The sequence below is a fragment of the Amycolatopsis sp. NPDC114484 genome (assembly GCF_055633755.1).
Genome location: NZ_JBVKDQ010000003.1, coordinates 135,956 through 149,678, shown reverse-complemented (window position 1 = coordinate 149,678; position 13,723 = coordinate 135,956). Strand labels below are relative to the sequence as shown.

Genomic DNA, 13,723 nt, shown 5'->3' with positions numbered 1-13,723 from the left:
CTTCACTGGGCGGGGATTTCGGGGCAGATCAACGCAGCCAGGCGACACCGGGCAGAAAGCCGAACTGGCCGCTGAACCGGTAATTGCCGAGCCGCGCCGAGGTGAAATCAATCCATTTCGGCACGAACATGGACACCCACGGGGCCTGGTCGGTCACCGCGCGGTCCACCTCGGACCACACCACGTTCGCCGCGTCGGGGTCGGTGCTGGCCAGCCGCAGCGCCTCGGCCATCCGGGCGTCGACGGCCGGATCGCAGAAGCCGCCGACGTTCGGGCTCGCGTCCGAATTCGGCACGAACGCGGCGCAGGACGTGAGCACTTTCAGGAAATCGCTCGGAGCCGGATAGTCCTGGGACCAGTCGGTCAGGGCGACTTCGACGTGGTTTCCGGAATTCTGGACGAAGGGATACTGCAATCCTTCGTCCATCGGTTTCAGTGTCGCACGGTAGCCTAAATCGGTCAACAGCGTCTGCATGTACTCGCCCATCGCGATATGCATCCGGTTGTTTCCGGGTACGACCGAAACCGCGGCTCCGGCGGTACCGGATTCGGCGACCAGGCGTTTCGCTTTCGCGAGATCAGTGCCCCGCCACGGACCGCGGCCGTTCGGCCCCGGGTTGCTCGTCCACGGGCAATACTGCTGGTAGCCAGGGATATTCGGCACCAGCACCTGACACGTCGGGATGGCGAGCCCGGCTCCGCCCGCCTGCAGCACCGCCGAGTTCCGGTCGAAGGCGTAATTGAGCGCCTGCCGCGCCTTGAGATTGTCGAATGGCGGGATCCGGGTGTTCAACGCCCAATACCAGACGTGCCCGAGCTGGTCGAGATGCAATTGCCGCGGATGGTCGACGCTGATTTCGTTCAGCCGGTCCGGCGGCGGCTGGTCGACCGCGAGATCGGCCTGCCCGTTGATCACCGCGGTGACCTGGTCGGTCGGTTCGAGGCCGAATTTCTGCACGATCTGATCCGGGTATCCCTCCGGCGCGGCCAGCGGCGACCAGGAACGGAAGTACGGATTGCGCTTCATGACGACGCGGTCGGTCGTGTTGTAGCTCGCCCAGTAGTACGGCCCGGTCGAGCGCAGTTTCGACACGTCCGAGCCGACGTCGGCGGGCGGGGTGTCCGCGGGCAGGATCGACGCCAGCGGCTGGCCGAGCTGCTGGGGGAGTTCGGGATCCGGTTCGGTGAGGGTGAAAGCGATCTTGCCGGTCGCCTCGTCGATCGCGATGCCTTTCGACAGATCGCAGGTCTCCGGGGTGTCGAGGCATTCCTTCGCGCCGGCGATAACGTCGAACTGCGAGGACGTCGTCGGTCCGTGCACTTTGAACATCCGCTCGAAGGACGCCTTGACGTCCTTCGGCCGGACCTCGCGCCCGTCGCTGAACCTGATCCCGGGCCGCAGCGTGAAAGTCCACTTGAGACCGCCGTCGGTGGGTTTCGGTATTTCGGTCACGAGATCCGGCGCCACGTGCTGGCCGGTTTCCGGACCGGACTTGGTGAACGCGGTGAGACCGTCGTAGGTCGCGGTGAAAAGCGTCCAGGACGAGGTCGAGAAATTGACCATCGGATCGGCCGTGCCGACGTTGCCCGACGACAGCAAGACCTCGATCCCGCCCTGGTGCCCGTGATCGCCCGGTTCGACCGACGTCAGGTCCAGCGTGTCGTCCACCGCGCATCCGCTCGCGCCGAGGAGCACCAAAGACGCGAGCACCGCTGGCATCCGTCTCATCACGCCATCCCCTCGCCGTCGACCGGCGGCAGGATCTCCGCCGAGCGGGCGCATACCCGCTGGATGATGTCGATGACGCCGCGGATGAACGCCAGTCTCGGGTGATAGCGCCGCCAGGCGATGCCGACGGCCCGCGCCGGGACAGTGCCGGCGAGGGAAATCCTTCGTACGCCAGGGGTTCGGCCGCCGAGGGTGAGCCGGGGCACCGCGCCGTAGCCGAGACCGGCGGCGACCATCGCCTCGACGGCGTGGTTGGTTTCCATCTCCAGCACCCAGTTCAGCTCCGCGCCCACGGACGCGGCCCAGGCTTCCATCGGGTCGCGCTGGCCGCGCAGGCCGATCAACGGCAGCCCGGCGAGCCGTCCGGGCGAGACCCGCTCCGCGCCGGCGGGCACGAGCAGCACGAACGGGTCGGTGAGGAGTTCCGCGGTGAGCAGCGCCGGATCGGCGATCGGCAGCTTCACGAAGGCGAGATCGATGTCCCCGTTGCGCACCAGCCGGGATACTTCAGTTTGCTGATCCAGTTCCACCAGTTCGATCCGGTAGTCGACCGGCTGCCGGCGCAGCGCCGCCATCATCGGCGGGATCACCCGCTCGCTCGCGCTGGTGAACAAGCCGATCCGGACGGTCGCGTTCAGGCCCTTGCGGATCGTCTCCACCTGGCTGACCGCGACCGAGAGGATCCCGCCGACCTGTTCGGCGGCGGCGACCAGGGTGTCACCCGCCTCGGTGAGCGAAACCCGGCGCTGCTGCCGGGACCGGTGTACCAGCAAAACCCCGAGCCCGCGTTCGAGGCTCGCGACGCGCTGGCTCACCGCCGACTGGGTGCAGCCGAGCGCGGTCGCGGCCCCGGCGAACGAACCGGTCGCGGAGATCGCGATGAGCGCCGCGAGCTGCGGCAGTGTCGGACGGGCGGACTGTTCGGTGTCGGCGCTAGTCATCGCGAGCGGCCTTCGGTTCGGCCGGCGCCAGCTGGACCGCCGGTTCGAGCGGATGGTGGCAGGCGACCTCGTGGCCTGCGTTTTCCTTGGTCAGCACCGGTTCCGTGGCGCGGCACACGCTGGTGGCGCGCGGGCAGCGCGGATGGAACCGGCAGCCGCTCGGCGGGTCGAGCGGACTGGGTACGTCCCCGGCCAGCGTGATGTCCCGCCAGTCCGAGCCCGCCGCCGGATCGGGGATCGGCACCGAAGCCAGCAGCGCGGCAGTATAGGGATGCTGCGGTGCCGTAAAGATCTCAGCGACCGGTGCCTGTTCGACGATCCGGCCGAGATACATCACCGCGACCCGGTCGGAGGTGTGCCGGACGACGCCGAGGTCGTGCGCGATGAACACGTAGGTGAGGCCGAGCCGTTCCTTGAGATCGTCGAACAGGTTCAGGATCTGCGCCTGCACCGAAACGTCCAATGCGGACACCGGCTCGTCGGCGACCACGACGCGCGGGCGCAGGGCCAGCGCTCGGGCGATCACCGCGCGCTGCCGTTGCCCGCCGGACAGTTCGTGCGGGAACCGGTCGGCGAGTTCGGCGGAAAGCCCGGTCAGGACAAGGAGTTCGGCGATGTCCGCGCGGGTCGCGGGCAGGCGGTGCACGCGCAGCGGTTCGGCGACGGAATCGCCGATCCGGCGGCGCGGATTGAGGCTGGCGTACGGGTCCTGGAAAATCATCTGCACCGAGCGGCGGACCGGGCGCAGCCCGCGCCGGCCGGTCCGGCTGATCTCGCCGCCGTCGAAGGTGATCGACCCGCTGCTCGGCTGGTGCAGCCGGACCAGGCAGCGGCCGAGGGTGGACTTGCCGCAGCCGGATTCCCCGACGAGACCGAGTGTTTCGCCGCGCCGCACGGACAACGAGACCCCGTCGACCGCACGCAGCCGCCCGGGGCGGCCCAGCCGGTTTCTCCGTACCGGGAACCATTTGACCAGGTCTGTGGTGCTGAGCAAGGCAGACATCAGGCGGTTCTCTTTTCGTCCGGGGCCGGCGCGTGCCGCAGCAGGCACGCGTCGAAATGCTCCTGCGCCGAAGGCAGCAGAACCGGCCGTCGCTGGACACAGACCGCTTCCGCGTCCGGACATCGCGGCGCGAACGCACAGCCCGGTCCGATGTCGGCGGCCAGCGGCGGAAGACCCTCGATGGAGGGCAGCCGAGCGGGCCGGGGCACGTCCAGCCGGGGAATCGAGCCGAGCAGCCCGACGGTGTAGGGATGCCGCGGCCGGGCGAACAACTGCGCGGCGGGCGCCTGCTCGACGATCCGCCCGGCGTACATCACCTGCACTCGCGACGCGATTCCGGCGAGCACGCCGAGGTCGTGCGTGATCAGGATGACGCTGGTGCCGGTGCGGGCGCTCAGGTCCCGGATGATGCGCAGGATCTGGGCCTGCACCGAGACGTCCAGCGCGGTGGTCGGCTCGTCGGCGATCAGGACGTCGGGTTCGCAGGACAGCGCCATCGCGATCATCACCCGCTGCCGCATGCCGCCGGAGAACTGGTGCGGATAGTCCCGCGCGCGAGTGCCCGGACTCGGAATGCCGACCATCTCAAGCAGTTCGACCGCTCGGCGGCGGGCCGCTCGCATCCCGATCCGACGGTGCTGGCATATCTGTTCGGCGATCTGCCATCCCACGCGGTACACCGGATTCAGCGACGTCATCGGGTCCTGGAAGATCATCGCGATCCGGTCGCCCCGGTACTCGCGCATCCTCTTGGCGGGCAGGGCGAGGAGATCCTGGCCGTCGAACAGCACCCGGCCGCTGACGACCGCGTCGCCGTCGCGGATCAGGCCGAGCAGCGCGAGCATGGAGACCGACTTGCCGGAACCGGATTCGCCGACCACGCCGAGGGTTTCGCCCGCCCGCAGCTCGAACGACACGTCGTCGACCACCCGCACCAAGCCGCCGCGCGTGCGGAATTCCACGGTCAGGCCTTCTGCGGACAGGACTTTCGCGGACAGGGTCGTCATCGCACTCGGATCCTCGGGTCAAGGGCGGCGTAGCCGAGGTCGACCAGGAGGTTCACCAGCACGACGGTGAACGCGCCGTACAGCGTCACCGCCATCAGCACCGGCAGGTCGGATCGGCTGAGCGAATGGAAGGTGAGGTTGCCGACCCCGGGAAGGCCGAACACCTGCTCGGTGAGCACCGCGGCCCCGCCGAGCATGGCCCCGAGGTCGAGGCCGAATAGGCTGACGAACGGGATGAGCGAGTTCCGCAGCACGTGCCGCAGCAGCACCCGGGATTCGGAAAGCCCCTTCGCCCGCGCGGTGAGCACGAACTCGGACCGGTCGACCTCGATCAGATCGGCCCGCAGCACGCGCGCGTACAGCCCGGCGGTGCCGACCGCCAGCGTGATCCACGGGAACAGCAGCTGCTCGAACCACTTCAGCGGGTTGACGTTGATCGGCGTGTAGCCGAGCTCCGGCAGCCAGCTGAACAGACTGGTATGCCAGGTGCCCTGGGTGAGCAGGTTAACTACGCCGCCTAGCCAGTACACCGGGAGCGACATGCCGATCAGGCCGAGGCCCATCAGCAGCGGATCGACCGCCCGGCCGCGGAAAACCGCGGCGAGCGTGCCCGCGCCGAGCGCGAGCAGCAGCCAGATCACCGCGGCCCCGCCGACCAGGGACAGCGTGACCGGGATCGTCTTGGCCACGCGGGAGAGCACCGGGCCGCGATCGGTGTAGGACACCAGGTCCCGGTCGATGACCAGGCGCTTCATCATGGAGAAGTACTGTTCCGGCAACGGTTTGTCGAGACCGAAGTCGGCCCGGATCTGCGCGATCACCTGCGGGGTCGCCTGTTTGCCCGCCATCTGCCGCGCCGGGTCGACGCCCGGGGTCTTGAAGAAGATCAGGAACACCAGGACGCTCACCGCGATCAGCACGCCCGCCGCGGAGAACACCCGGCGCACGAGGTAGCCGATCACCGGGCACGCATCCGCAGTTCGGCCTTCGGATCGAAGGCGTCCCGGATCGCGTCGCCGAGGATGTTCAGCACGCACACGGTGATCGCGAGCAGCGCGCCGGGCACGATCGCCATCAGCGGCCGGTTGCGCAGCAATTGCGTGCCGTCCTCGATGATCGTCCCCCAGCTCGCGGCGGGCGGGTGCACGCCGATGCCGAGGAACGACAGCCCGGATTCCAGCAGCATCGCCGTCGCCACCATCAGCGGGAACAGCACGATCACGCGGGACAGCACGTTCGGCAGGATTTCCCGGCGGATGATCCGGCCGTGCCCGGCGCCGTAGGACGTCGCCGCGCCGACGTAGTCCGCGGCGCGCACGGACAGCACCGCGCCGCGCACCGGCCGCGCGACATAAGGCACATAGACCACACCGATAATCAGGACCGGCAGCGCCAGACTGCCGGAACCGACCCGGACGAAACCGAGGCTGATCCCGGACGCGAAGCTGATCGCGGAGATCGAGATCGCCAGCATCAGGACCGGAAACGCCCACACCACGTCCAGGATCCTGGACAGCACGCCGTCGACGACACCGCCGACGTACCCGGCGATCAGCCCGACCACCAGGCCCCCGGCGCAGGAGACGAGGCCGGCGAGCACCCCGATCACCAGGGTGTTCCGGCCGCCGTACAGGATCCGCGCGGCGACGTCCCGGCCGTCCCCGTCCGCGCCGAGCAGGAAATGCGCCTGTCCGGTCGGCCCGATCGGCAGCACGCCGACGCCCTGGGGCGCTGGTCGCAGCAGCGGCACCACGGCCCCGTCGTCGAGCACGGTGGTGCCGACCGGGTCGGCCACGAACGGATCGGTGCCGGAGACGTGGCTGGCGTACAGCGGCGCGAGCAGGCACAGCACCACGATCGCGGCGAGGATCGCCGCCGACTCCAGGACCCGGGTATTGCCCAGCAGGGCGCGGAGGCCTCGCCGCCACGGCCCGCCGCCGGACTCCGGTACTGCTCGCGGGCCGACGACCGCCGGCTGCGCGGGACGGGGCTCGGTCACCTGGCCACCCCCCTCGGATTCGCCCTCCTGTGGGCAAAAGCTAGAGAAGGTTCACGTTTTTCGGCAAGAAGACCGGCATCGCATTCGATAAGTCGGCCTAATGGGCTGACCGATTTGTTCCCGGCCGGAACACTTTCCGGTAAGCGCCGGGCGTCACGCCGACGACCTGGCCGAACTGGGAACGGAAGTTGCTCGTCGTGGGGAACCCGGTCTGCGCGGCGATCCGGTCGATAGTGTGCTCGGTGGTTTCGAGCAGCTCCTGCGCCTGCCGCAGGCGCACCCCGGCCACCCATTGCATGGGGCTTTGCCCGGTTTCTTCCTTGAACCGCCTGCTCAACGTGCGCACGCTGAGCCCGGCCGCGTCGGCGATGTCCGCGAGCGCGAGGTCCCGGTAGGCGTTTTCCTCGATCCACGGCAGCACCTGGTCGAGAGCGGTCGCGCGGCTGGGGGCGCGGTTGCGGACGATGTACTGCGCCTGTCCGCCGGGCCGGTGCAATGGCGCGACGGCGAGGCGCGCGGCATCGGCCGCGACCGCGGTTCCGTAATCGTTCTGGACGATGTGCAGGCACAGATCGATTCCGGCCACGGCACCCGCGGAGGTGAGGATTTTCCCGTTGTCGGTGTAAAGCACGTCGGGATTCAATCGGGCGGCCGGGTATTTGCGCGCGAATTCGTCGGCGGCGAGCCAATGCGTTGTCGCGTCCCGGCCGTCGAGCAATCCTGCTTCGGCGAGCGTGAATGCCCCGACGCAGATCGACGCGATTCGCGTGCCGCGGTCGGCGGCGGCGCGCAACGCATCGAGGACGGCGGGCGGTACGGGCGCCCGTGGGTTCTCCCGGCCGGGCACCACGATGAGGTCGGCGCGCTGGAGGGCGTCCAGGCCCTCGTCGATCGCCAGCCGCAGCGGGCCGGCCTCGATCGACCGCTCCGGACCGGCGACGACGGTCCGGTAACCCGGGCGGCCGTCCGGGAGCCGGACGCGCCCGAAGGTCTCGATCGGCGTGGCCAGATCGAAGGGGATCGTGTCCGGGAGCGCGAGCACCGCAGTGGTGTACATCCTGGCAGAGTAAGGCATCCACTGGTTGGCCAGATACCGGTGAAAGCTGTCTAGATAGCCATTGTGGAGATCATCGCCGAGGGCTTTCGATGGACGAAAGCGTCCATCGAAAGGAACCGCGCATGCTCCGCGCCCAGTTCGTGCTCTTCGACGGGTTCGACCCGCTCGACACGATCGCGCCGTTCGAGGTGCTGTCGGCCGGGAACGACTTCCTCGGCGGCAAGCTCTCCGTGGAACTCGTGAGCGCGGACGGCCCCGGCGTCGTGCGCTCCGGCGTCCCCGGGCTCACCCTGACCGCGACCGCAGCGTTCGACCCGGACGCGTCCGGCTACGTCCTCGTCCCCGGAGCCGCCGGTCCGGTCGACGGCGACCCGGACTCAGGTGCCGAGACCATCCCGGTCCTGTTGTCGCGCTTCGCGTCGGGCGACGCGATGCCGTTGATGCGTCGCGCGTTCGACAACCCGGACAGCACAGTCGTGACCATCTGCGGGGGCTCGCTCGCGCTGGCGATGGCCGGTCTGCTCGAAGGCCGGACCGCGACGACGCACGTGCTCGGCATCGACCTGCTCGACGCCGCCGGAGTGAACGCTGTCCGCGCCCGGGTCGTGGACGACGGCGACCTCATCAGCGGCGGCGGCGTCACGTCGGGTCTCGACGTGGCTCTTTACGTGCTGGAGCGCGATTTCGGTTCGCACACCGCGCATGCCGTCGAGGAGCTTTTCGAATACGAACGCCGTGGCACCACCTGGAAATCTTCGCAATCCTGAAAGGAACTACGTGCACCCCATTGTCGGTACCTGGTTGCTGCGAATGAAAACGCCGATCGGAACCATGGAAGCCACTTACACCTTTGAAGAAGCGGATGGCGTGTTGCAGGGCGGCGCCAGCGGTGGCGGGGAAACCACGCCGCTCGCTGACCTCGCGGCCTCCGGGGACAGGTTCACTTGGCGGCAACGCATCACCCGGCCCCTGCGGCTCAACCTCGACTACGACGTCACCGTCAAGGGCGACTCCCTTTCCGGGGAATCGCGCGCCGGGCGGCTTCCGCGCACCACGGTGACCGGGGAGCGGATCTCCGCGTGAACGCTTTCCTGTTGTCGGTTCATGTATTAGCGGCCATTCTCGCCATCGGCCCGGTCGCCGTCGCCGCGAGTATGTTCCCGGCCGCCGCCCGGCTCGCTCCCGAAGACCCGAAAAAGGCTGCGACACTGCAAGTTCTCCACCGAACGACCCGCGTCTACGCGGTGATCGGGGTGCTCGTGCCGGTTTTCGGCATCGCGACCGGTGCGCGGATCGGAGTGCTGGGGGACACCTGGCTGATCGTCTCGCTGCTCCTGACCGTCTCTGCTGCCGGAATTCTGGTCGCTCTTGTCCTGCCCGGGCAGAAACGCGTCCTTGACGCACTCGGGTCCGAGCAGCCCGTGGCCGTTCGCCTGGGAATGCCGACGGGAATCTTCAACCTGCTCTGGGCGGCGGTCGTCGTTTTGATGATCTACCGTCCCGGCTCGACGACGGGAGTCGGATTGTGAGCCCGCGGCGGATTCTGGAAATCATTGGCTCGGTGGAGTTGGCGACGCTGGTGCTGCTGCTGGGAAATGTGGTTACCGTGCATCAGCCGGAGATCTCGCGGGTGCTCGGTCCGGTGCACGGTTTGGCTTATACGGCAACGGTGATCGCTGCTGTATTGGTGATGGGCGGACGTCATCGGGCGTGGCTGCTGGCGCTGATCCCGGGAATCGGCGGGCTCCTCGCGGCACGGGCTGCTTCGCCCGCGCAGCCGCGTGCCTAGTCCGAGTCTCGGAGATCAGGCATATCTCTGAGCTGCCTCCGTGACGTGATACCGAGCTTGCGAAAGATATTACGAAGGTGGGCGTCCACCGTCCGAGGGCTGAGGAACAGCCGCGTCGCCACCTCCTTGGACGTCGCCCCCGCCGCGACCTCGCGGGCGATGTGCATCTCCTGCATGGTCAACCGGTCATAGGTATGCGAGGAGCGGCTGCGCGCGACCTCACCGGTAGCGCGCAGCTCATCGGCGGCCCTTCGGGTGAACGCCTCCATCCCGATCTTCGACAGCTGCGCATGTGCGGTCCGCAGGTGTTCGCGCGCGTCGCGACGGCGGCCCGCGCGGCGCAGCCATTCCCCGTACCGCAAGTGCGCCCGCGCGGCCTGCACGGAAAGCGGACTGTCCGTCAAATACGAGAGCGCCGCGAGGTAGTCGTCTTCCGCGTCGGTGACGATCGCCCGCGCGCCCGCCGCGACGCCGAGCGCGAAGTGGGTGCCAGCGGGTTCCGTGCGCTCGACCAGCGCGTCCAGCGCTGACTGGGCGACGGCGTCCTCCCCGCACCGGACGGCGGCCTCGATCTGCTCGGGCAGCGCGATGCCGGTCAGGAAGAGGTCACCGCTCGCTACGGCACGCGTGGCTGCTTCGAAAGCGGCCGGATAGTCGCCAAGGCCGTTGTGCAGCACGGCCGTCGCCCAGTGAGCATTCGCGGTCAGCTGGTCGGTGCGCCGGCTCGTGGCCTCGGCGAACAGATCGAGCACTTCCTGCCGGCGCCCGCGCATCGCGGCCAGGTGCAGCCGCGGGTAGAGCTGCGGCGGATCGCCGAGAGCGTCGGCGATGGCTTCTTCCTCGGCGATCGCGGCCATCGCCGGTCCGAAGTTCCCGGTGAGCACCGCGTGCACCGCTGCTTGCGAGAGACTGAGCCGGACGGTCATCGGCGAGCCCGTCGACTGTCCGGTCCGCGTCAGCCAGTCGACGATCGTCCGGTGCAGGTCGAGGTCCCACAGCTCGCCCGCGAGCACGGTGGCCAGCGCGGGCGTGCGGGTCCAGCCCACGTCGTCGCCGGTGAGGACCTGCCGGATGGCGGGCACCCCGGCGCGGTGCCCCTCGGTGGTCAAGCGCACCAGCGCGGTCAGCAGATCCGGCGGCCCGGCCGGCGGCGCGGCGGCGAGCACCCGGTCCAGCACTCCCGCGGCCCGTCCGACGACCAGCCCCATCTCCAGCGCCGCCACCAGGAACTCGCGCGACCGTTCCGGATCGCTGTCCGCGAGCTGCTGCGCGGCTCGCAGGATGATTTCCGGTCCGCGAACAGCCCCGTCCGCGCCTTGGACGAAGGCGATCTGCCCGCGCAACAGATCGACCGAAGCGTGCTGCGGGACCGCCAGCGTCGAGGTGTCGATGCTGGTCACCAGGTCGGCCGCGGCGTCGGTCCGGCCCGCCGCGAGCGTCGCCCGCGCGGCTGCCAGCGTGCGTTCGACCTGCTTATCGTGGTCGAGCGACAGCGCGGCGGCACGCTCGAGGAACGCGGCAGCGGCTGCGACACCACCACGTGCCTGCGCGCGGGACGCCGACCGCTCCAGCTCCGCCGCGACCTCTTCGTCCGGTCCGGCGGTGGCCTGTGCCCGGTGCCAAGCTCGACGGTCGCCGGCGGTGTCCGGATCAGTGACTTCGGCCAGCGCTCGGTGCGCGGCCTGCCGCTGTTTTGGCTCAGCCGCGCGGTAAGCGGCCGAGCGCGCCAGCGGATGACTGAAGCGGGCCCGGGTGTCGAACTGAATCAGCCCGGACGCTTCAGCTGCGGCGCTCGCGCCGGGCACGTCGAGGTCCAGCTGTCGCGCGGCTGCCCACAGGAGGCTCGGATCGCCGGTGGGATCGGCGCTCGCGAGGATCAGCAGCTCCCGTGCGTCCTGCGGCAATTCCGCCATTCTGGCGAGGAAACTCCGCTCGATCCGGCTCGCGATCGGCGACGGAGTCGGCAGCGCGAAACCGCCTGCTTTCGGCAGCTCGATCAGGGCCAGCGGGTTGCCGCGCGCTTCGGCGAGCAGGCGGTCGCGCACTCGCTCGTCCAGCGTCACGGTCTTCTCCTCGGCCAGCAAGACGCGTGCGTGCGCGTCGCTCAGCCCGCGGACGGTCAGCCCGGGCAGTTCGTCCAGCCCGGGGACCGGGTCCTGGTCGCGGGCGGCGAACACCATCGCGATCGGCTCGGCCGAGACGCGCCGGGCCAGGAACGTCAACGCCCGCGCCGAGGCGGCGTCCAGCCAGTGCGCGTCGTCGAGCACGCACAGCATCGGACGTTCCGCGGCCGCGGTGGCCAGCAGTTCGAGCGCGGCGAGACCGACGCGGAACGGGTCCGGTGCGCCGTCGGCCAGCCCGAAGGCGACCAGGAGGGAGTCGCGGTAGGGCGGCGAGAGGGTGTCGAGGTGCTCCAGCACCGGAACGCACAGCTGGTGCAGCGCCGCGAACGGCAGCTCGCCCTCGAACTCCGACCCGGACGCGCGGATCCGCTGAAACCGCTCCGCCGCCTGTTCGAGGTGGTCCAGCAGCGCGCTCTTGCCGATGCCCGGCTCGCCGCGCAGGACGAGCACCCCGCCCTCGCCCCGCTCCGCCGCCCGGACCAGCGCGAGAAGGCGATCGATCTCGTCGTGCCGGCCGATGAGGGAGGACGTCGTGGACATGATCCGAACCTTAGGGCAGGCAGGCCGTAGGCGAAGTAGGTGATTGTCACCGACGCGAGCGCCGGCGTGTTCAGGCGAAGGTGGTGACAGGCCACCCGAGGAAAGGAAATTCCACAATGGACACCGTGCTCGTCACCGGAGCGACCGGAACCGTCGGTTCCGCGCTGATTCCCGCTCTGCAAGCTCGCGGCAGCACAGTCCGCGCCATGACCCGGGGCCGCCCGATCGACGGCGTCGAGACCGTCGTCGCCGATCTGCAGGATCCGGTCTCGGTCGCCGCCGCGCTGAAGGGGGTCGACGCGGTGTTCCTCAACAGCCCGTCCGCGCCCGACGCCGCCGCGCTGCAGATCCAGTTCGCCGACCTGGCGCGCGACGCCGGCGTCAACCGGCTCGTGCTGCTCTCCCAATACGCTGCCCGCGCCGATTCGCCGGTGCGCTTCCTGCGCTGGCACGCCGAAGTCGAGGCCCACGTCGAGAAAATCGGGCTCGACTACACCGTCCTCCGCCCCAATCTCTACCTGCAGGCGTTGCTCAACTTCTCCGCCACCATCTCGCAAGGATTCTTCGCCGCGCCCATCGGCGACGCGGCGGTCAGCGCCATAGACACCAGAGATATCTCAGCCGCCGCCGCTGCCGTACTAGTCGGCTCCGGGCACTCCGGCCGCACCTGCACGCTCACCGGCCCGCGCGCGGTGACCCACGCTGAGATCGCGGAGGCGCTCTCGGCCGCCACCGGACGCGACATCGCGTTCCACGACGCCTCCCCCGACCAGTTCGCCGCCGCGCTGACCGGCCTGCTCCCGTCGTGGCAGATCGGCGGCCTGGTCGAGGACTACGCCCATTACGCCCGCGGCGAGGCCGCCGAGGTGCACACCTCCGTCGCCGATCTCACCGGTCGCCCCGCGCGTGACCTCACCGATTTCGCCCACGACTACGCCGCCGCGTTCGCGGCTCTCTGAAAGGAAAATTCGATGATCTACCACAGCATCCGGTTCACGCTCAAGCCCGAGGTCACGCCGGAGGAAAAGGCTCGAGTCCTCGCGAAAATGCGCGAACTGCTCGACGAGATCCCGGCGGTCAAGGCTCGCGTCGTCGGCCCGGACTTCGGCGGGAAGTACGAGTACGGCGCGGTCCTGGTGATCGAGGACATCGAGGGGTACTCGGACTACATGAACCACCCGGCGCACCTCGAACTGGACCGGGTGGGGCTGCCGTTCGTGGACGAGTTCATGTCGTCCGACATCACCGACGACCCGGACCCGGAGATCGGCGCGAAGATCGCCGAGGTGCACCGGATCCGGTTCGAGAACGTGCCGGACATCGCGGACCTCATCTCCGGCCTCGCCGAGTACACCGGCAGCGCGGCGCCCGGCAAGCACTGATCCCGCGGGGCGGGCGTGGTTCCGCCGCTGGGCCGCGCCCGCCGCGTTAATTCGTTCGCGCCACGACCGGGCCGTTGGGTAAACTGAGGTCAGCTGCTGCCGTTCATCGGAGAGGGATATTGATCTTCTGAGGTTCAGAGACACCGCGACCCG

The 13,723-nt window shown here is 69.3% G+C and carries 14 protein-coding genes; 6 read left to right on the top strand and 8 right to left on the bottom strand.

What is annotated here, in order from left to right; genetic code table 11:
• Window positions 1-28: 28 nt before the first annotated feature.
• From ACZ7SW_RS10150 to ACZ7SW_RS10120, 7 genes are all read right to left on the bottom strand, one after another.
• Window positions 29-1,729, bottom strand: a complete 1,701-nt coding sequence (locus ACZ7SW_RS10150; RefSeq protein WP_470230068.1) for an ABC transporter substrate-binding protein — start codon at window positions 1,727-1,729, stop codon at window positions 29-31.
• A complete protein-coding gene (locus tag ACZ7SW_RS10145; RefSeq protein WP_470230067.1) occupies window positions 1,729-2,670 on the bottom strand; it encodes a LysR family transcriptional regulator in 942 nt (313 codons plus the stop codon). The genes ACZ7SW_RS10150 and ACZ7SW_RS10145 overlap by 1 nt, the downstream gene beginning before the upstream one ends.
• A complete protein-coding gene (locus tag ACZ7SW_RS10140; RefSeq protein ID WP_470230066.1) occupies window positions 2,663-3,673 on the bottom strand; it encodes an ABC transporter ATP-binding protein in 1,011 nt (336 codons plus the stop codon). Before ACZ7SW_RS10140 ends, ACZ7SW_RS10145 begins: the two co-directional genes overlap by 8 nt.
• Window positions 3,673-4,680 carry an ABC transporter ATP-binding protein gene (locus ACZ7SW_RS10135; RefSeq protein ID WP_470230065.1) on the bottom strand — a complete coding sequence of 336 codons (1,008 nt, stop codon included), beginning with the start codon at window positions 4,678-4,680 and terminating at the stop codon, window positions 3,673-3,675. The genes ACZ7SW_RS10140 and ACZ7SW_RS10135 overlap by 1 nt, the downstream gene beginning before the upstream one ends.
• Complete coding sequence (locus ACZ7SW_RS10130; RefSeq protein WP_470230064.1) at window positions 4,677-5,642, bottom strand: ABC transporter permease; 966 nt, start codon at window positions 5,640-5,642, stop codon at window positions 4,677-4,679. The genes ACZ7SW_RS10135 and ACZ7SW_RS10130 overlap by 4 nt, the downstream gene beginning before the upstream one ends.
• The gene (locus ACZ7SW_RS10125) at window positions 5,639-6,679 is read right to left on the bottom strand and encodes an ABC transporter permease (protein ID WP_470230063.1); all 1,041 of its coding nucleotides are present in this window, start codon (window positions 6,677-6,679) and stop codon (window positions 5,639-5,641) included. Before ACZ7SW_RS10125 ends, ACZ7SW_RS10130 begins: the two co-directional genes overlap by 4 nt.
• A 97-nt stretch (window positions 6,680-6,776) precedes the next feature.
• On the bottom strand, window positions 6,777-7,736 hold the full coding sequence (locus tag ACZ7SW_RS10120; protein ID WP_470230062.1) for a GlxA family transcriptional regulator: 960 nt from the start codon (window positions 7,734-7,736) through the stop codon (window positions 6,777-6,779).
• Window positions 7,737-7,858: 122 nt separating this feature from the next.
• Here ACZ7SW_RS10120 and ACZ7SW_RS10115 point away from each other — a divergent pair, with 122 nt between their 5' ends.
• Genes ACZ7SW_RS10115 through ACZ7SW_RS10100 form a run of 4 tightly spaced genes read left to right on the top strand, consistent with a single transcriptional unit; the run spans window position 7,859 to window position 9,525 of the window.
• Window positions 7,859-8,503, top strand: a complete 645-nt coding sequence (locus tag ACZ7SW_RS10115) for a DJ-1/PfpI family protein (RefSeq protein ID WP_470230061.1) — start codon at window positions 7,859-7,861, stop codon at window positions 8,501-8,503.
• 43 nt (window positions 8,504-8,546) lie between these two features.
• On the top strand, window positions 8,547-8,819 hold the full coding sequence (locus tag ACZ7SW_RS10110) for a hypothetical protein (RefSeq protein WP_470230060.1): 273 nt from the start codon (window positions 8,547-8,549) through the stop codon (window positions 8,817-8,819).
• Complete coding sequence (locus ACZ7SW_RS10105) at window positions 8,816-9,265, top strand: DUF2269 family protein (RefSeq protein ID WP_470230059.1); 450 nt, start codon at window positions 8,816-8,818, stop codon at window positions 9,263-9,265. Before ACZ7SW_RS10110 ends, ACZ7SW_RS10105 begins: the two co-directional genes overlap by 4 nt.
• A 32-nt stretch (window positions 9,266-9,297) precedes the next feature.
• Entirely contained in the window at window positions 9,298-9,525 is a 228-nt protein-coding gene (locus tag ACZ7SW_RS10100; protein WP_470230058.1) for a hypothetical protein, read from the top strand.
• Here the strand turns inward: ACZ7SW_RS10100 and ACZ7SW_RS10095 are convergent.
• The gene (locus ACZ7SW_RS10095) at window positions 9,522-12,188 is read right to left on the bottom strand and encodes an AAA family ATPase (protein WP_470230057.1); all 2,667 of its coding nucleotides are present in this window, start codon (window positions 12,186-12,188) and stop codon (window positions 9,522-9,524) included. The genes ACZ7SW_RS10100 and ACZ7SW_RS10095 overlap by 4 nt on opposite strands.
• A 116-nt stretch (window positions 12,189-12,304) precedes the next feature.
• Here ACZ7SW_RS10095 and ACZ7SW_RS10090 point away from each other — a divergent pair, with 116 nt between their 5' ends.
• Together ACZ7SW_RS10090 and ACZ7SW_RS10085 are read left to right on the top strand one after the other, a co-directional pair.
• Entirely contained in the window at window positions 12,305-13,147 is an 843-nt protein-coding gene (locus ACZ7SW_RS10090) for an SDR family oxidoreductase (protein ID WP_470230056.1), read from the top strand.
• Window positions 13,148-13,159: 12 nt separating this feature from the next.
• The gene (locus tag ACZ7SW_RS10085) at window positions 13,160-13,570 is read left to right on the top strand and encodes a Dabb family protein (protein ID WP_470230055.1); all 411 of its coding nucleotides are present in this window, start codon (window positions 13,160-13,162) and stop codon (window positions 13,568-13,570) included.
• The last annotated feature ends 153 nt before the right edge of the window (window positions 13,571-13,723 follow it).